Source organism: Flavobacterium bomense (assembly GCF_003970355.1).
The window spans coordinates 12,095-32,721 of sequence record NZ_RYDJ01000007.1 but is presented as its reverse complement, the minus strand read 5'-3'; the positions used below and the strand labels follow the sequence as shown (position 1 = coordinate 32,721).

Here is a 20,627-nt window from a genome sequence, read left to right as displayed (position 1 = left end):
ATTCGAGAGAGGTTTTTTTTTAAAATTTAAAAATCTAGTATTAATTCTTTGCCTTCAATGCCTTGTATTCAGCCGTCATTTCTAAAGCGCTATATACGCCTAAAAGTGTTTTTGAAACATCCTCATTTTTAGGATCTAGTTCAACTGCTTTTGCAAGAAAAGGAATTGTAGCTTTGAATAAATTTTCTCTTTTCTTTTTCAATTCATCATAGCGCTTCATATCCTTAGTAGAAGTTCCTAATTTATTCATTTCATCGATAATTACCTTTTCATCCTCTAACTTCATGGCCGCTAAATTGATGTAAGCATTAATGTATTTAGGATTAATTTCAATAACTTTTAAATAGTACTTTTCAGCGTCTACCTGATTTTTTGCATTAGCACTAAGAACTCCTAAATTAAAAACTAAATCAGCATCATTAGGATTTTTCTCTAATACTTGAGCGATCAGCTTTTTATACATTTCAAAATCTTTTGTTTCTAAATAAAGATTTGCTTCTGTCAAAACCAATGAAGTATCTTCCGGATTTGCTTGTCTTGCATCCGATATTGCTTTTTTAGCCTCTTCAATTTTTCCGTTTTGCACTAAAATTAAAGCTATGTTTTTATAGATCTCTCCTCTTTTAGAAGGAATAGCCTCTGTTCTTGGTTTTTCGTGAGTCCCTATTTTCACTACTCTGTCTCTTTCCGGAGCCGTTGTAAAAAGATCTTCTTCATTAGTGATTTTATTCACCGCAAAAAAACTGGTTCCTTTTCCAGAATAATTTAAGTTTTTCAAATCATCATACAACTTAAGTGCTGTGTCATATTCTGCTGCATTCACATAAGTAGAGGCCGCATAATACAAATTGATAGTGTCTTTTTTATCTAATAAATATGCATCATACAGTTTTTTTGCACTATTTGAATGCTTATTGATTTTTGAATCCGCTATGGCAGCATTAATCAATTTATATTTAATTTCTGTAATTGAAGCTGCAGCTTCTGTAGAAAATTTCAATTTACCGGAAACTTTTTCAGCATCAATTAAATCTTGATATGCTTTTGCCGCAAGCGAAAGATTAGCATCTGCATCCACTTTTTTATTGGCTAAATCCAATAAAGCTTTTCCTTTTACAAAGAAAAATTGTGCTTTCTCCGCCTCTTTAGCATTAGCGATGAGAGATTCGGCTTCCATCAAAATGGTTACTGCTTCTTGAGATTTACCCCCTTTTAATGCTTTTTCAGCGGCTTTAATTTGATCTTTTTGAGCAAAAGTGGCTACTGAAATCACTAACGCTGATGCTAGTACTACATATTTACTTTTCATGGTATTCGATTTTGTTTAATAGTTCTTTTTTAATCTACACTTATTTAATTTCAAAACTTCCAATCCAATTGGATTGGAAGTTTTGAAACCAGTTATTAGTATTCATACTAAGCTTCGTCATCTGAATCGTCTTCGTCTTCAGTGTCTTCGTCTTCACTTTCAGAATCGTCCTCTTCATCCTCCTCTTCAACTACACCATCCTCTTCAAGAACTTCAAGAACAGGTTTTACTCTTTCGATAGCTTCCGACTCAATAATATTTCCGTCTTCATCAACAACTACTTCCGCCACATCGTCTTTCATTACTTTAGTGACTGCAGCTATGGAATCGTTTCCTTTTATATTGATCAGTTTTACACCTTGCGTAGCACGTCCCATTACTCTCAAATCCTCTACAGCCATTCTGATAGTCAATCCAGATTTATTAATAATCATTAAATCATCCGCATCAGTAACGGCATTAATAGAAATCAGCTTCCCAGTTTTCTCCGTAATATTCAAGGTTTTTACTCCTTTACCTCCACGATTTGTAATTCTGTATTCGTCAAGGCTTGACCGTTTTCCATAACCGTTTTCAGCAACTACTAATATTTCGCTGCTCATATCGTTTACAGTGACCATGCCAATTACTTCATCCGTATCATCCTTAAGTGTAATTCCGCGAACTCCTGAAGCTGTTCTTCCCATTGGACGGGTTTTAGTTTCTTCAAAACGAACTAATTTACCAGATTTCACAGCTAAAATAATTTGGCTTTGCCCGTTCGTTAATTTTGCTTCTAATAACTCATCCCCTTCTTTAATGGTAATTGCAGCAACTCCATTCACTCTGGGTTTAGAATATTTCTCTAAAGATGTTTTCTTAACCTGCCCTTTTTTAGTCACCATAATAAGGTTGTGACTTTTGATGTAATCTTGATCTTTTAAATCCTGAGTACAAATAAATGCTTTTACTTTATCGTCGCTTTCTATATTTACCAAGTTTTGGATTGCTCTTCCTTTGGCCGTTTTACTTCCTTCTGGTATTTCGTAAACACGCATCCAGAAACATTTCCCTTTTTGGGTAAAGAACATCATATATTGGTGATTCGTAGCCACAAACATGTGCTCTAAGAAATCCTGATCCCGTGTTCCTGCACTTTTTTGTCCAACTCCGCCTCTGTTTTGAGTTTTGTATTCCGTAAGATTTGTACGTTTAATATATCCTGCATGTGAAATCGTGATAACTACATTTTCATCGGCAATTAAATCTTCAATACTTACATCTCCTCCTGAATATTCAATTACAGAACGGCGTTCATCTCCATATTTATCACGAATTTCAGTTAGTTCTTCTTTAATCAAGGCTATTCTTAAGTTTACATCTGCTAATAAAGCTTTTAAATGCTCGATTAACTTCATGATTTCATCGTATTCTGTTCTTAACTTATCTTGTTCAAGACCTGTTAATTGACGCAAACGCATTTCAACAATGGCTCGAGATTGAATATCGGATAAATTGAATCTTTCGATTAATTTTTCTCTTGCTTCTTCGGTGCTTTTTGAAGCTTTAATTAAAGCAATTACTTCGTCAATATTATCCGAAGCGATAATCAAACCTTCTAAAATATGGGCTCTTGCTTCTGCTTTTTTCAATTCAAATTGCGTTCTGCGAGTCACTACATCATGACGGTGCTCTATAAAATAATGAATCAGATCTTTCAGATTCAACATTTGCGGACGCCCTTTTACAATGGCAATATTGTTTACACTGAAAGAAGACTGTAATTGTGTAAACTTATAAAGTGTATTCAAAACTACGTTTGGCGTAGCATCTCGTTTCAAGATATAAACGATACGCATCCCGTTTCTATCCGATTCATCTCGGATATTCGCAATTCCATCAATTTTTTTATCGTTAACCAAATCAGCCGTACGCTTAATCATATCGGCCTTGTTAACTTGATAAGGAATTTCGGTAACGATAATACATTCTCTTCCGTCCACTTCTTCAAAACCTACTTTGGCACGCATTACAATACGTCCTCTACCTGTTTTTAATGCTTCACGAACGCCTTCATATCCATATATAACACCTCCTGTAGGAAAATCCGGGGCTTTGATATGCGTCATCAACTCATCAATCTCAATATCGCTATTGTCCATGAAAGCCAATGTCCCGTTTATCACCTCAGTCAAGTTATGAGGAGGCATATTAGTGGCCATACCCACTGCAATTCCTGTTGCCCCATTTATTAATAAGGTAGGAACACGTGTTGGCATAACTGTTGGCTCCTCCAGCGTATCGTCAAAATTTAATTTAAAATCAACAGTTTCTTTATCTATATCCGCCAAGATTTCTTCTGAAATTTTACGCATTCTAGCCTCTGTATAACGCATTGCTGCAGGACTATCGCCATCTACTGACCCAAAATTACCCTGGCCATCAATCAATAAGTAACGCATACTCCATTCTTGTGCCATACGAACCATTGCATCATAAACTGAGGTATCACCGTGTGGGTGATACTTACCAAGAACTTCCCCAACAATTCTTGCGGACTTTTTGTGGGCAGATCTAGAATTTACACCCAAATCATGCATTCCAAATAGGACTCTTCGATGTACTGGTTTCAAGCCATCTCTAACATCTGGAAGTGCTCTTGATACAATTACCGACATCGAGTAATCGATGTAGGCCGTTTTCATTTCATCTTCAATGTTAATAGGAATTAACTTTTCTCCTTCAGACATAAGTTGTTATATTAAAAAATTATATTAGTTTCAAAACGTGCCAATATACATCTTTTTGAAATTTTTAAACCTATTTTAAAACACTAATTTCAATGATTTATTAACAAATAAAACTTCGCTTTTAGTTGATAATTTAAGGTAAATTTAACTTTAATATCTTGATAATTTTTGTCACTTAGCTGACACGACTTCATATAGGAATGGTTTTTGTTTTTCTATCACTAATTCACTAAATTTACGATATCAAATATATATTATGGATGATAATTTTTCACCAAGAGTAAAAGACGTTATTACTTACAGCAAAGAAGAAGCTTTGCGACTAGGACATGACTTTATAGGAACAGAACACTTAATGCTGGGAATTCTAAGAGACGGTAACGGAAAAGCAATTCAAATATTGAATAACCTTGACGTCGATTTAGACCATTTACGCAGAAAAGTAGAGATCTTAAGCCCCGCAAGTCCTAGTGTAGAAGTAAATGTTGAGAAGAAAAACCTGCACCTGACACGCCAGGCAGAACGGGCTTTGAAAACCACTTTTTTGGAAGCTAAGGTTTTTCAGAGTTCCTCTATCAGCACCGCACATTTATTGTTATGCATATTAAGAAATGAAAATGATCCAACAACCAAGCTATTGAATAAACTGAAAATTGATTATGATATAGCTAAAGAACAATATCTAAACATGACTCCAAACGAAGAAGAATTTATAGAGAAATTGCCAAGAAACGAATCGTATAATGACGATTCAGGACAAGATGACAGTCTAAAAGAAGGCACCTTTAACAATCCAGCCAACAAATCCAATAAAAAATCGAAAACCCCTGTTTTAGATAATTTTGGAAGGGATTTAACAGAAATGGCCGAAGAAGGAAAACTGGATCCTGTTGTAGGGCGTGAAAAAGAAATCGAACGCGTTTCGCAAATTTTGAGTCGTAGAAAAAAGAACAATCCGTTACTAATAGGAGAACCCGGTGTGGGAAAATCAGCCATTGCCGAAGGTCTAGCGTTGCGAATTATTCAGAAAAAAGTATCACGTACTTTATTCAACAAACGTGTTGTTACCTTGGATTTAGCCAGTCTTGTTGCCGGAACAAAATACCGTGGGCAGTTTGAAGAGCGTATGAAAGCAGTGATGAATGAATTGGAAAAAAATGATGATATCATTCTTTTTATAGATGAAATTCACACCATTGTAGGTGCTGGTGGTGCAACTGGATCTCTGGATGCATCCAATATGTTTAAACCGGCATTAGCGCGAGGTGAGATTCAATGTATTGGCGCTACAACATTAGACGAATACAGACAATACATAGAAAAAGATGGTGCATTAGAGAGACGTTTTCAAAAGATAATTGTAGAACCTACATCCGTCACTGAAACGATTACAATTTTGAATAACATCAAAAATAAATATGAAGACCACCATAATGTTACTTATACACAAGAAGCTATTGAGGCTTGTGTAAAATTAACTGACAGGTACATGTCTGAGCGCTTCTTACCGGACAAAGCCATCGATGCTTTAGATGAAGCAGGCTCCAGAGTTCATATTACCAATATTGAAGTTCCCAAACAGATTTTAGATTTAGAGCGTCAATTAGAAGATGTTCGAGAACTGAAGAATGTTGTGGTAAAAAAACAAAAATATGAAGAGGCCGCTAAACTTCGTGATGACGAAAAACGTATTGAAAAAGATTTAGCTATTGCACAAGAACAATGGGAAGAAGATTCAAAAAACAACAGAATAGAAGTTACGGAAGACAATGTAGCCGATGTTGTATCGATGATGACCGGAATACCTGTGAACCGAATAGCACAAACCGAAAGCAATAAATTGGCTAAATTACCAGAACTTATTGAAGGAAAAGTTATTGGACAAAGAGAGGCCGTCATGAAGATTGCACGTTCGATACAACGAAATCGCGCCGGGTTAAAAGACCCAAATCGACCTATTGGATCCTTTATCTTTCTAGGACAAACCGGTGTTGGTAAAACACAACTTGCTAAAGTATTGGCTAAAGAGTTATTCGACTCTGAAGATGCTTTGGTACGCATTGACATGAGTGAATACATGGAGAAATTTGCTATCTCTCGTTTAGTTGGTGCACCTCCGGGATATGTAGGGTATGAAGAAGGCGGTCAACTGACTGAAAAAGTGCGAAGAAAACCCTATTGTGTGGTCTTATTGGATGAGATCGAAAAAGCGCATCCTGATGTTTTCAATATGTTATTACAAGTGCTGGATGACGGATATTTAACGGATAGTTTAGGCCGAAAAATTGATTTCAAAAATACCATAATAATCATGACTTCGAATGTTGGTGCCAGACAATTAAAAGATTTTGGACAAGGAGTCGGTTTTGGAACTGCTGCCAAAGTAGCGCAGGCTGATGATAATTCAAAAAGTATTATTGAAAACGCCTTAAAGAAAACTTTTGCTCCTGAATTCCTTAATAGAATTGATGATGTAATTGTATTCAATGCTTTAGAAAAACATGATATTGATTTAATTATCGAAATCGAATTAAAAAAATTATTCGCCCGTGTTGCCGAATTAGGGTATCAATTGAGTCTTTCTGACAAAGCAAAAGCATTTATAGCTGAGAAAGGTTTCGACAGGCAATTTGGCGCAAGACCACTAAAAAGAGCCATTCAGAAATATGTTGAAGATACCCTTGCAGAAGAAATTATCACTTCGAAAATAACAACCGGAGATGAAATCTTCATGGATATCGAAGAAGGGGCACAAGAATTAACGGTTCAGGTTCATAAAGCTGGCGAAGCCACAAATCCTTAAATAATTCTTTTGAATCTTAACCATAACCCGTTACGTTTTTATAACGTAACGGGTTTTTTCTTTATGATAAAATACACTTTTTTTGAAAACAAATATTTACATTTGGTTTTTATAACATTGATCCATTAAAATTACTTTATGTCTGAAAACAAAGTTATCCTAGGTAGTGAAGAATGGTGCTCATTCCCTGAAATAGGGATTCCAACCATTAAAGCACGTGTTGATTCCGGTGCTAAAACATCTGCGCTACACGCTATAAATATTGCTCCATTTATTAAAGACGAAAGCAATTGGGTGAAATTTGACATTAACCCAATCCAAAATAATTTAAAAACAATAATTCATTGTGAAGCGCCTTTAATTGATAAACGCATCGTTAAAAGTTCAAGTGGCTTTAGAGAACAACGCTATGTAATTCAAACAAATCTACAAATAGGAAGTTCAAAATGGCCTATTGAGATGACATTGACCAATCGAGATTCCATGGGTTTCAGAATGCTTTTAGGCCGTGAAGCCATGAGCGGAAGAGTATTGGTTGATCCGGAGCAAAAATATCTTTTAGGACAACCCACACCCGACAGTCTAAAAGAATTGTATAAAAATTCCGAGAAAGCAAGTTCCGGATTACGCATCGGACTTTTGGCCAGTAATCCTGAATTGTACAGCAACAAGCGTATAATGGAGGCTGGCGAAATGCGTGGTCACGAAATGCACTTTCTGAACATCAAGGAATGTTATATGAAACTGGATGCAAAAACGCCAGAAATTCATTATCGTGGCGGTAAGATACTAAATCAATTTGATGCCATTATACCCAGAATCAGACCTAGCATTACATTTTACGGTTGCGCTTTGACCAGACAATTTGAAGCATTAAAAGTATATTGCTTAAATTCATCGAATGCTATTACGCAATCACGAGATAAATTATACTCTTTGCAATTACTATTGAATCATGGGGTTGAAATTCCTACCACTGGTTTTGCTAATTCCCCTTTGGATACGGATGATTTGATAAAAATGGTGGGCGGTTCTCCACTAATCGTGAAATTACTAGAAGGAACACAAGGAAAAGGAGTCGTGTTGGCAGAAACAAAAAAAGCCGCAGAAAGTGTCATAAATGCTTTCAAAAGCTTAAATGCCAACATATTAGTTCAAGAATTCATCAAAGAAGCCAATGGAAAAGACATTCGTTGTTTTGTAATTGATGGAAAAGTAGTGGCTGCTATTCAGCGTGAAGCAATGCCGGGCGAATTCAGGGCTAACATTCATCTTGGAGGAACAGCATCTATTATAAAAGTAACCGCTGAAGAAAAACGTATTGCCATCAAAGCAACCAAAGCAATGGACCTCAAAGTGGCAGGTGTAGACATTATTCGTTCCGCTAAAGGCCCGTTGTTATTAGAAGTAAATTCATCGCCAGGACTAGAAGGAATTGAAGGAGCTACCAATAAAGATATTGCCGGCGAAATGATCAAAGCAATCGAGAAAAATTTTAAAATAAAATAGCAGTCAGTAGCCGTTTACAGTCTATTGAAAACTTTTAAAATTACTTTAAAACTAAAAAAATGAACGAATATCTTGATATAATTCTTCGAAGTATTTTCGTTTATTTTTTTATGGTTATTGCCTTGAGACTTTTTGGCAAGAAAGAATTGTCTCAACTAAACACTGCTGATGTAATATTAATTCTGCTAATCAGTAACTCTGTTCAAAATGCAATGGTAGGAAACGACACCAGTTTATCGGGAGGTTTAGCTGCGGCAACTGTATTGTTTACCATCAATTTTATTTTAAAAAAATTGATGTTTAAGTACCCAAGATTCAGTGATTTCATGCAAGAAAAACCAGAAATCCTTATACACAACGGCAATTTGGATTTTAAGACTCTTAGCAAATTAAACATCACTTCTGATGAATTAAAAGAAGCCATGCATGAACATGGAGTCGAATATTTTAAAGATGTAAAATTAGCAATCCTAGAAATAGACGGAAATATTAGCATTATATCCGGAGATGCTAATTTAAAACAGACCCATTACAAACGAAGACGCATTCATAAAAATTTGAGTGGAATAAATTAGACATAAAAAACTCAATATATATTCACGAAATTTATTTTCTTGAAATAAAGTGCTGTTAAAAAATTAAACACACCTATAAAATCACAAAATTTGACCTTAACGCCTTTTAATAAAAAACATATTTAACGAAAGAAAGACAAGATCTTCTGTTTTAAACAAATATATTTTTGGAGCATAAAAAAACCATTCTCAGTAAGAATGGTTTTTTATTATGATTTTTCTTTTAGTATTAAATAAAAATACTAAAAATATAGTAAATGATTGCTGCTAATATTGCTGAAATTGGAATGGTTAAAACCCAAGCCCATAATAAACTTACGGTCATTCCCCATCGCACGGCTGAAACTCTTTTAGTAAGTCCAACTCCAATTATAGATCCAGTAATTGTATGCGTTGTACTTACGGGCACTTTAAAATGCTCTGTAAAATATAAGGTCAGTGCCCCGGCAGTTTCTGCGGCAACACCTTCAAAAGAGGTCACTTTTGTTATTTTAGAACCCATTGTTTTCACGATCTTCCAACCGCCGCTTAAAGTCCCTGCTGCAATAGCAGAATAACAGGCAAGTGGAATCCAAGTTGGCATTTTAAAGGCTCCTTCGTCATTAGGAAGCACCACATCTAACCAAGCTGGAAGCGATTCCTGAGCAACACCACTGGTGTGAATATAAACCGCAACCGCTGCTGCAATAATACCCATTACTTTTTGGGAGTCATTCCCTCCATGCCCTAAACTAAAGGCTGCTGAAGACAGTAATTGCATTTTTTTTAACCAGGCCGTAGCTTGATTTAAATTTAAACTACTAAATATCAAACAGAAGGCGCTTATGGACAGAACGATGAATGCCACTAAAAACCATTTGATATTATGGGATTCAAACGCAACACTCCAAAAAGTAGACGATGGAAAACGAGGGTCTTTAATCTGGTCGTAATAGATCATTTGACTTTCTACAAACCAGATGGTCAAAATCATTAAAGAAGCTGTAAATATTTTAGGATAAATACTTTTTTTAGAGGCATTTAGCAACCAAATTGATATTAAATAAGACATTAAAGCGCCTAACAAAGGTGCCAATATAATAAATGCAATGATGATCAAAACACCCGAAGGCATTCCTCCATCTTTTCCAACATTGTACCAAGAAACTACTCCAAATCCGGCATGAGCGATAGCTGCTCCGGCAAAACCACCAATTAAGGTATGTGAAGAACTAGAAGGAATTCCTTGCCACCAAGTGAATAAATTCCAAATGATAGCGGCGATTACACCCGCTAAAATAACGACTAAATTAATATCCATCGTATTGGCTGTTTTTGCCACAGTATCTGCAACACCAAAACCAAAAACCCAATACGCCAAAAAGTTAAAAAAAGCGGCCCAAACAACTGCTTGAAAAGGAGTTAATACTTTTGTGGCAACAACGGTTGCTATAGCATTGGCAGCATCATGAAAACCATTAATGTAATCAAAAATTAAAGCCAGGACTATAATAACTATAAGTAGAGTAAATTCCATAATTATAATTTCAGAATAAAACGAATGAATTAAGAATGTTTTACAGAAATGGATTCTAAAACACTCGCTACACTTTTACATTTATCAGTAGCCGTCTCTAAAACTGACAATACTTCTTTGTACTTGATAATGTTTTTTGCATCCGTTTCATTTTCGAATAAATCAAGAACTGCTTTATCATAAACATTATCTGATTTATTTTCTAATTTGTTAATTCTGACGCAGGCATCCGTGATGTTCTTTATATTTTTTAAATCTCTCAATTCTCTTACCGCTACATCAATATTTTGACATGCTTCAAGATTGATTTCAGTCAATTTTCTAATGGATTTCGTGATTTTATCAACTTGATACAATTTCATCCTGCTCGCTGCACCATGAAGATTATCCGCTACATTATCAATTGAAGTGATTAGAGAGTGTATGTCCTCTCTGTCAAATGGAGTAATAAAATTTCTACTCAACTCTAAACTTGTTTGACGTGTTATATCCTCTCCTTTTTGTTCTAATGCATCAATTTTTCGAAAAAGATCCTCGCGCTCTTTTAAAGGAAGGTTTACAGCTTCGTGCAAATTTGTAGCAATTTCAATTAAATTACTTGATGCTTGTTCAAAAAGCGGAAAAAACTTTTTGTCTTTAGGAACCAAAAATTGGAAAAAATTATTTATGTTCATTTCATTAAAATTTAGTCCGGCAAAATTAATTCATTATTAATTGTTAATGTTAAGCCATTGTTAACAAATCATTTTCTATTTGAAAACTGTTCAAAAAAGAAACCGTCTTTTCAATATCATAATGCAAAATTCGATCTTCTTTAATCAAAGGAACTTCTTCACGATAGGCCTGTAAAAACATTTCAATAAAATCACTTGACAGCATTGGCCGTCTGTATTCAATGGCTTGCGAAGCATTCATCAATTCTATTGCTAAAATGCGTTCCAGATTATCCAAAACCCGCAATGCTTTAGTAGCAGCATTTGCCCCCATACTCACATGATCTTCCTGCCCGTTGCTGGAAACAATACTATCTACACTGGCGGGAGTTGCTAGTTGTTTATTTTGGCTGGCAATACTGGCAGCTGTATACTGAGGAATCATCAAACCAGAATTCAAACCGGGATTATCTACTAAAAATGCCGGAAGATTTCTAGTTCCGGAGATCAATTGATACGTTCTTCGTTCAGAAATACTTCCCAACTCAGCCAAAGCGATTGCCATAAAATCTAAGGCTAAAGCCAAAGGTTGTCCGTGAAAATTACCTCCGGAAATGATTTGGTCACTTTCAATAAAAATATTAGGATTATCAGTAACGGAATTGATTTCAGTCTTGAACACTTTTTTTACATAATCAATTGCATCTTTTGAAGCCCCATGCACTTGTGGCATACATCGGAACGAATATGGATCTTGGACATGATTTTTTTCCTGTTCGATAATTTCGCTCCCTTCCAAAAATCCTTTTATGCGGTTAGCAGTTACAATTTGCCCTTTGTGAGGCCTTATAAAATGGATCAATTCATTAAAAGGTTCTATTCTTCCATCAAATCCTTCAAGTGAAATAGTACCTATTAAATCTGCTAAATAAGAAAATTTGCTGACTTTCATTAAGATATGTACTCCATAAGCACTCATAAATTGTGTTCCGTTCAATAAGGCCAATCCTTCCTTAGACTGCAGTACTATTGGCTCCCAGCCAAAATGTTTTAGAACTTCGCTGGAATGCACTTTCTTACCTTCAAAATACACATCACCTTCACCTAATAAAGGCAATGATAAATGCGCCAAAGGAGCCAAATCTCCCGAAGCGCCAAGCGATCCTTGGGTATAAATTACCGGAAGAATATCATTGTTATAAAAGGCAATCAATCGTTCCACTGTTTGCAATTGAATGCCGGAATGACCATAACTCAACGATTGAATTTTTAGCAACAACATTAGTTTCACAATCTGAGTTGGTACTTCCTCTCCCGTTCCGCAGGAATGCGATTTGACTAAATTTTCCTGAAGTTTTGATAAATTTTCATTCGAAATCTTAACATTACAAAGCGACCCAAAACCTGTATTTATACCGTAAATGGGATCCGAATGTGAAGCCATTTTTTTATCTAGATAATCGCGACATTTTTGAATATTTATTTTTGCTTCATCGGACAAAGCCAATGATTTATGATGTGAGACAATTTCCTCTAGCGTTTCCAGGCTAAGTAACTCAGTACTAATGTAATGCGTATTATCCATTTTGATAGTGTTTAAAAGGTAAAATTGAATAAATCTTTATAAATACACAACATTTATTGCTAATAATTTACATTTCATAACCCGTTGGGTTCAATTAATTTTTGATGATAATTTTCGTCAGTTCGAGTGATCCCGCTTTTGGGCGGGATTATATCGAGAACTAGAAAATTAGTATTAAAAACGGTTCTCGATACATTTTTTGTTCCGTTTTTACTACACAAAAAAACACTCGAACTGACGTTTTGAATAATTACACCCAACGGGTATTTTATAGTTAAACAAAAACCAAATAATAGCTTTCAGATAACGATAACTATATGACTTTAACAGATCAAATTTTGATTGTTCCTTTCCTTTTCCTTAGAACATTAAAGCACTAATTCATAAAAACACAAACCCATTAACCTGCTTGGAATGCAAATTAAGGAGAATTAAATTCTTTAAGCACTACAAAAAATAGAACTTCAGCTGCATACATTTTTATAAACTTTAGAGATTTATACGAATAGCTTTATCTGAGACTGAATATATCATACAATATTTCATAATCCGCAAATAGCCTCTCCTATTTTAAAATATTCGCAAAAAGACTGTCAAACGCTTTGTTTTTTATAAAAAACTGTACTTTTGAAAGATCAAAATGGAAAACAACAAAGCTACATATCACGCTTCGATAACAACTCAAATCTGGGTTAGCACTGCTGTTACGTTTACTACAACAACTACAACTACCCCTTTGGGGTAAATTTTCAACATATAATCCTATTTATCATATTTTTTTCACAAGAAAGATAGACATTGAGTGTATAACAAACATTACATTTTAAAAAAAAACAACACACACCATTAAATCGCCTGCAGGCAATTAATCCTGAAAATGGAGACTCCCCATTACATTAAAAATAAATAACTTGCTATGAAAGTATTAAAATTTGGCGGAACTTCGGTTGCCAATGCACAAAATATAAAACTGGTTTTAGCTATCGTTAGCGATAAAGCAAAAGAAGAAAAATTAATCGTTGTGGTTTCTGCTTTCAGTAAAGTTACTGATTTGCTTCAAATTGCCTCCCAAAAAGCGGCCGCTGGAGACGAAAATTTCAAAGTTATCCTTGCCGATATAGAAAAAAAACACTTAGATACCTTAAAAGAACTTATACCAGTAAGCGAACAAAGCAGTCTTTTGAGCCATATCAAAAGAATCATCAATCACCTGGAAACCTTATTGGATGGATGTTACCTTTTAGGCGAATTATCTCCCAGAACTTCAGATACTATTTTGAGTTTTGGTGAATTACTGTCCTCGTATATCATTGCTGAAGCATTAAAACAAAACCTAAAAAACAGCTGTTATAAAGACAGCCGAGAATTAATAAAAACCAATAACCATTTTGGAAAAGCAATTGTTAATTTTGATGCTTCCAATGAATTAATTGTTGCTTTTTTTACTTCGAATGAAAGTCAGGTAGTAGTTATGCCCGGATTTATTGCTGCCTCTTTAGACGGAATCAATACTACTTTAGGGCGCGGTGGATCTGATTATACAGGCGCTATTCTTGCAGGCGCTCTTGATGCAACTGACTTGGAGATTTGGACTGACGTCAACGGAATGTATACTACAAATCCAAAAATTGTAAAACAAGCACAACCTATAGCTTACATTTCTTACCAAGAAGCCATGGAGTTGTCACATTTTGGTGCCAAAGTCTTATATCCGCCAACAATTCAACCGGTATTAAGAAAGAATATCCCAATTCTGATCAAAAACACTTTTGAACCTAAGGCTGAAGGAACCTATATTTCAAATCAGGTTTTTGCGCAATCAAATCCTGTAAAAGGTATCACACATATTGATGCTATTACCTTAATTACGCTTGAAGGCTCAGGAATGATTGGTGTTTCCGGTTCATCCAAAAGACTTTTTGAAGTATTATCCAATAAAAATATCAACGTAATTTTCATCACTCAAGCCTCCTCAGAGCACTCGATTTGTATTGGAATTCTAAATTCGGATGCCGATGTGGCGCAAGAAGCCATCAACAAAGCTTTTGAAGTGGAAATTTTACAAAATAAAATAGATCCATGCATTGTTGAAAATAACCTTTGCATCATTGCTTTGGTAGGCGAAAATATGAAAAACCACCAAGGATTGAGCGGTCGAATGTTCAGTACTTTGGGTAAAAACAACGTCAACATCCGAGCGATTGCTCAAGGTGCTTCCGAAAGAAATATTTCGGCAGTAATCAACGAAAGAGATGTGAAAAAAGCATTGAATTCATTGCACGAAAACTTTTTTGAAGAAAATACCAAACAGTTAAACCTATTTGTAATGGGCGTTGGAAATGTGGGGGAGAAATTCATCGAACAAATTCACCAACAAAAGAAATTCCTAAAAGAGAAGCTCAAGATAAACCTGCGCGTCATTGCGTTGTCAAATTCCCGAAAAATGCATTTTGATGAAGACGGAATCTCCTTAAAAGAATGGAAATTTGCTTTAGAAACTGGAGAACCTGCGGATAAAGAACAGTTTATTGCAAATGTAAAAGAGCTCAATTTACGCAATAGTATTTTTGTGGATATCACGGCAAATGAAAGTGTGTCTAAAACCTACGAACAGTATTTAAAAAGAAATATTGCCGTAGTAACCTGCAACAAAATTGCCTGCGCCTCCGAATACGACAATTATAAAAAACTAAAAAAATTATCCAGACAGTTCAATGCGCCTTTCCTATTTGAAACCAATGTGGGAGCTGGATTACCAATCATTGATACGATAAAAAATCTCGTTGCCTCCGGCGATAAAGTCAATAAAATCCAAGCCGTTTTATCTGGAAGTTTAAACTTTATTTTTAATAATTTTGATGAAAATAACACTTTTCATGACGTTGTTAAAGAAGCTGGTGTACAAGGATTTACAGAACCTGACCCGAAGATTGATTTGAGCGGAATTGACGTTGCCAGAAAGATATTGATTCTGATACGAGAAAGCGGTTACAAAATGGAAATCGATGAAATCACAAACGAATCGTTCCTGCCAGCAGAATGTTTGAATACGACTTCAAATGAAGCATTTTTCGAATCTTTACAGACACATGCCGCTCATTTTGAAACTATTTATAAAGAAGCGTTAAGCAAAGAATCTCGTTTGAAATACGTAGCGCAATTCGAAAACGGGAAAGCAAATGTTGGGTTGCGATTCATTCCTAAAGACCACCCCTTTTACAATTTGGAAGGAAAGGACAACATCGTATTATTCTTCACAGATCGTTACGTAGACCAACCTTTATTAATAAAAGGTGCTGGTGCCGGAGCTGCAGTTACCGCATCAGGAATATTTGCAGATGTAATTAGAATAGGAAACGTATAAATTAGTCGTAAGGTCAAATGTCGTAAAGTCTGAAAGTTAGCCACTTGATTTTATGTTCATTCCTAAGACTTTACCACTTTATGACTTTAGAATTTAAGACTACTATTATGAATGAAATAAAAATATTTTGCCCTGCCACAATCGCCAATCTTTCTTGCGGGTTTGATGTCCTTGGTTTGTGTTTAGAAACTGCTGGTGACGAAATGATTATTCGGAAATCAGACATAAAAGGGATTCGCATCACTAAAATTGTGGGTGCCGACTTGCCTTTAGAAACCGAAAAAAATGTGGCTGGTGTATCCGCTTTGGCTATGCTGGAAGCTGTTGAAACGGAATTTGGATTCGAAATCGAAATCTACAAACACATCAAAGCCGGTAGTGGAATTGGCAGCAGTGCCGCCAGTTCAGCGGGAGCAGTTTTTGGAATCAATGAATTATTAGGGCGTCCATTTACACGCAAAGAGTTGGTTTTATTTGCCATGCAGGGCGAAAAACTAGCCAGTGGAAATGCTCATGCGGATAACGTTGCTCCTGCCCTTTTGGGTGGATTCACGCTAGTAAGAAGTTCCAATCCATTGGATATTATCAAAATAGAAAGTCCCTCTGAATTGTATGCCATCGTGGTTCATCCTCAAATTGAGTTGAAGACTTCGGATGCGCGATCGGTGTTGAAGCAAACAGTTTCCTTGAAAAGTGCGATTATGCAATGGGGAAATGTAGGCGGATTAATCGCTGGATTGTACACCAAAGATTATGACTTAATTGGTCGATCATTGCATGATGAAATCGTAGAACCGTTGCGTAGCGTTTTGATTCCGGGATTTGATTTAATCAAGCAAACTGCTTTAGAAAACGGAGCTTTAGGTTCCGGAATATCAGGTTCTGGTCCTTCTATTTTTGCTTTAAGCAAAGGAAAGGAAACTGCCGATAAAATTGCCAAAGCCATGAGTGTTATTTACGAAGAAATGTATTTACCATATGAAATTCACGTTTCTAAAGTGAATGATGAAGGAATTAAAATAATAGCCCCCTAACCCCCTAAAGAGGAATAAAAAAAAACACAGCGATTTTAAAATTACAATAAATACATTCTAAATCCAGTTTCGTCTCCCTTCCCTTTGGGGAGGGTTGGGGTGGGGATTCTATAAATACTATACACAATGAAATATTACAGTTTAAACCATAACGCACCAAAAGTTTCTTTCAGAGAAGCCGTAGTACAAGGATTAGCCACAGATAAAGGATTGTATTTTCCGGAAACAATTACCCCATTAGCACCTGCTTTTTTTGATACCATCGAAAACTTAAGCCATGAGGAAATTGCTTTTGAGGCGATTAAACAATTTATAGGTGACGAAATTCCCACAGACACTTTAAAACAAATCATTGCCGAAACCCTGTGTTTTGACTTCCCCGTGGTCGAAGTCGAAAAAGATATTTATTCCCTTGAATTATTTCATGGACCAACAATGGCTTTCAAGGACGTAGGCGCGCGATTCATGTCGCGTTGTTTGGGGTATTTCAATAAAGATAACGCCGACAGTAAAAACACGGTTCTTGTTGCCACTTCCGGTGATACAGGAGGTGCTGTCGCCAGTGGTTTCCTTGATGTAAAAGGTGTGGAAGTGATTATCCTTTATCCATCAGGAAAAGTGAGCGACATCCAGGAGCGACAATTGACTACTTTAGGACAGAATATTAAAGCGCTTGAAGTGGACGGCGTTTTTGATGATTGTCAGGATATGGTAAAGAAAGCGTTCTTGGACGAAAGTCTAAAACATAAAAACTTAACATCAGCGAATTCAATAAATATTGCGCGCTGGTTGCCACAGATGTTTTATTTTTTCTTTGCGTACAAAGCATTAAAAAAACGAAACAAACCGTTAGTTTTCTCTTGCCCAAGTGGGAATTTTGGAAATATCTGTGCGGGGATCATTGCTAAGAAAATGGGCTTGCCTGTTCAACATTTTGTAGCGGCTACGAATGTAAATGATACGGTTCCTCGCTTTTTAGAAAACGGAATTTACTCCCCAAAACCTTCTATAGCTACTATTTCGAATGCGATGGATGTGGGGAATCCAAGTAATTTTATCCGAATTCAGGAAATGTATCACAATGACTTAGAGCAATTCAAAAAAGATTTCTCTTCGTTTACTTTTTCTGACAAAGAGACTTTAGAAGCCATGAATACCATCTATAATATATCCGGCTATATTGCTGAACCTCACGGAGCAGTGGGTTATTTAGGATTGAAAAAAGAATTACAAAATTACCCAAATGCTATTGGTATTTTCTTAGAAACCGCCCACCCCATTAAATTTTTGAATACGGTTGAACCAACATTAAACGTAAAACTGCCAATTCCTACCCAAATTGAAAGTGTTTTAGGAAAGGACAAAGTAAGCGTAAAAATTAAAACCTATCAGGAATTGAAAACATTTTTGGAATAAAATTTTCTCTAAACAATTAAAATACTTTGGCTTAAATATCCATAGATTTGGTTTGCCAGGTTAAAGTCTGCAAGGTTAAAATGGGAACAAAAAAATCAAACTGCAGATTCACAAATTAAACACATCAAAAACTGAATAAATAATTCGCATGTTCTTGGTGAAATTTTTAGAAGCGAAAGTGAAATGTACCAAAGTGCATAGTTTTAACTATATTCTGTATGAAATAATAAAAAACGACTTAGAATTCAATTTTAGTCATTTTTTATATCCAAATAAATCTGGTCTTAAGATGGTTCTAAACTTTTGTTTTAGAACACAAAAAAAACAATTCTACCAATTTAACGCATCAATTTTAAATATATAATTATGAGTAATTTACAGGAAAACAAAGCGATAAATTCTGTCACAGAAAAATAAAATTCAAGATCTAAAAATATAGCTTGAATATGACTTATTTAATACTTACTTTTGCAAAAAAATTGAGTTGTCTTCTTTAGGCCTTGTATGGGTATAAAAAACAACATCAACCCCATTAAAAAAACGAAGTATTTAAGAATCTGTTTAAATGTAACTAAAACAACAGATAAAAACACTCCAAAAAAACTACCTGATAAAGTAGCTTCCCATATCAACATAATTTATTAAAAAAAGGAGAAAAAAGTGTATGACGGATCATAGCATGAATGCTGTTAGTTTTGAAATTGAATTATTGGATAAACACAAAGACTATAGAAATCATTACAGATCAAATGATTTGTATTGGGGCGTAGGAATCGAAAATGAATGCTATTTAGAGTTTGAAAACCATCGTGTGGTGGACAAAGATTTTTTGCTTACTAAAGGACTTCATGAAAAGTATAGTGTTAATCATTTTAAGAATTACAAAGAAAACATATACCAGAATTCATTGCTGAAAATATTATCCGATAAAGAATATTATTTGCCGGTACTGATGAATTCCCATTCGTTTACAAAAACGGACATTAACAACCAACATAAGACTTTTGATCCCATAGATAATGAACCAAATCCTGACTATTCAGGGGAAAGTATCTTTGAAATACTACAAAAAAACAATCCTTATTTTATAGACGAGCTTCAAAAAGAATTCATTTTTGATGGTGACACAGTTGAATTTGTTACGCAAAAATTTTACAAAACAGATGTTGACTCGGTTATTGCTGAATTAGCTACAATAAAACAAGGTTTCATTCACCATTTACAAAACGCTTTTGATAAAGACAAAATCTTTACGGAATACGGCCCTGTAAAAATATGTGCTGTAAACCATCCCTTTGCCATATTTATTTCAAACGATACGAATTATTCTGTTTTTAATAATATGACCTATCACTTCAATTTAACTATTCCAACTGAGTTAAATAGTGATGGAGAAATTAAGGACAAATTAGGTTTTATAAAAAAACACCAGAGGGCTATTCGATTATTCCAATGGCTGAGCCCCTTGTTTATGATAAAATTTGGTTCTTCTGATTATTTGTCGCACAATGACAGCAGCGTCAATTTGACAAAAGCATCACAACGATGTGCTATGTCAAGGTACATTGGTGTGGGCACTTATGACACCAATGTGATGAAAACCGGGAAGATTGTCCAGATGAATTTTGATGAACATCCCATGCATGAAAATCCAATGTGGTGGGTGAACCGTTATTCTGAAATATCAGATTACGAAAAGATTGATAAAATTGGCCTAGACATCAATTTTCACAAGCACAAAAATCATGGTATTGAGTTTCGAATATTTGACTATTTCGACGAAAAATACCTACAGGAGGTTTTGAATTTTCTTGTTTTTATTATGGATCATGCCTTATTAAACGAAATAGAAAATCCTATTTGCGATTTAGAATGGAATAACTTTGTCTATGAATCTATTATACACGGCAAAGAAACAGATGTACCAGCAAACCTTATCACACTTTTAGAAAACATATTGTCTATTACAATTGAATCAAATGATCCTTTAGCAATTTACGAACAAATATACAACAGTTTACACGCTCGTTATTACGAAAATGGCTTTTGCAGTTCTTTACTAATTAAAAAGTAAGTACTGCAAATACACTAGTGTCTTTATAGAAAAACCTGAAAGTATGTATACTTCTTAGTG

General features: G+C 35.1%; 12 protein-coding genes. 7 read left to right on the top strand and 5 right to left on the bottom strand.

Annotated elements, in window-relative coordinates:
* Positions 1-40: 40 nt before the first annotated feature.
* Both EKL98_RS07800 and gyrA read right to left on the bottom strand, forming a co-directional pair.
* Entirely contained in the window at positions 41-1,309 is a 1,269-nt protein-coding gene (locus EKL98_RS07800) for a tetratricopeptide repeat protein (protein ID WP_126462443.1), read from the bottom strand.
* A gap of 107 nt (positions 1,310-1,416) precedes the next feature.
* The gene (gene gyrA, locus EKL98_RS07795) at positions 1,417-4,038 is read right to left on the bottom strand and encodes a DNA gyrase subunit A (protein ID WP_126561974.1); all 2,622 of its coding nucleotides are present in this window, start codon (positions 4,036-4,038) and stop codon (positions 1,417-1,419) included.
* A gap of 256 nt (positions 4,039-4,294) precedes the next feature.
* Here gyrA and EKL98_RS07790 point away from each other — a divergent pair, with 256 nt between their 5' ends.
* The 3 genes from EKL98_RS07790 to EKL98_RS07780 all read left to right on the top strand — a co-directional run bounded on the left by EKL98_RS07790 (position 4,295) and on the right by EKL98_RS07780 (position 8,925).
* Positions 4,295-6,841 carry an ATP-dependent Clp protease ATP-binding subunit gene (locus tag EKL98_RS07790; protein ID WP_126462449.1) on the top strand — a complete coding sequence of 849 codons (2,547 nt, stop codon included), beginning with the start codon at positions 4,295-4,297 and terminating at the stop codon, positions 6,839-6,841.
* Between the two features lie 138 nt (positions 6,842-6,979).
* A complete protein-coding gene (gene rimK / locus EKL98_RS07785) occupies positions 6,980-8,350 on the top strand; it encodes a 30S ribosomal protein S6--L-glutamate ligase (protein WP_126462452.1) in 1,371 nt (456 codons plus the stop codon).
* Positions 8,351-8,409: 59 nt separating this feature from the next.
* On the top strand, positions 8,410-8,925 hold the full coding sequence (locus EKL98_RS07780; protein ID WP_126462455.1) for a DUF421 domain-containing protein: 516 nt from the start codon (positions 8,410-8,412) through the stop codon (positions 8,923-8,925).
* A gap of 229 nt (positions 8,926-9,154) precedes the next feature.
* Here EKL98_RS07780 and EKL98_RS07775 read toward each other — a convergent pair whose 3' ends face one another.
* From EKL98_RS07775 to hutH, 3 genes are read right to left on the bottom strand one after another with little or no spacing between them, the layout of a single operon-like run.
* Positions 9,155-10,441 (bottom strand): inorganic phosphate transporter, encoded by a 1,287-nt coding sequence (locus tag EKL98_RS07775; RefSeq protein WP_126462458.1) that lies wholly within the window; start codon positions 10,439-10,441, stop codon positions 9,155-9,157.
* Positions 10,442-10,470: 29 nt separating this feature from the next.
* Positions 10,471-11,115: a DUF47 domain-containing protein gene (locus tag EKL98_RS07770; RefSeq protein WP_126554173.1), complete on the bottom strand. Its 645-nt coding sequence runs from the start codon at positions 11,113-11,115 to the stop codon at positions 10,471-10,473.
* 49 nt (positions 11,116-11,164) lie between these two features.
* Entirely contained in the window at positions 11,165-12,679 is a 1,515-nt protein-coding gene (hutH, locus tag EKL98_RS07765; RefSeq protein WP_126554171.1) for a histidine ammonia-lyase, read from the bottom strand.
* Positions 12,680-13,595: 916 nt separating this feature from the next.
* On the opposite strand from hutH, the gene thrA reads away from it, so the two are divergent.
* The 4 genes from thrA (at position 13,596) to EKL98_RS07745 (ending at position 20,567) form a co-directional block, all read left to right on the top strand.
* Positions 13,596-16,043: a bifunctional aspartate kinase/homoserine dehydrogenase I gene (gene thrA, locus EKL98_RS07760; RefSeq protein ID WP_126561973.1), complete on the top strand. Its 2,448-nt coding sequence runs from the start codon at positions 13,596-13,598 to the stop codon at positions 16,041-16,043.
* Positions 16,044-16,150: 107 nt separating this feature from the next.
* Positions 16,151-17,077 (top strand): homoserine kinase, encoded by a 927-nt coding sequence (locus tag EKL98_RS07755; protein ID WP_126462470.1) that lies wholly within the window; start codon positions 16,151-16,153, stop codon positions 17,075-17,077.
* Between the two features lie 126 nt (positions 17,078-17,203).
* The gene (gene thrC / locus EKL98_RS07750) at positions 17,204-18,493 is read left to right on the top strand and encodes a threonine synthase (RefSeq protein WP_126462473.1); all 1,290 of its coding nucleotides are present in this window, start codon (positions 17,204-17,206) and stop codon (positions 18,491-18,493) included.
* 664 nt (positions 18,494-19,157) lie between these two features.
* Positions 19,158-20,567: a hypothetical protein gene (locus tag EKL98_RS07745; protein WP_126561972.1), complete on the top strand. Its 1,410-nt coding sequence runs from the start codon at positions 19,158-19,160 to the stop codon at positions 20,565-20,567.
* Positions 20,568-20,627 lie beyond the last annotated feature (60 nt).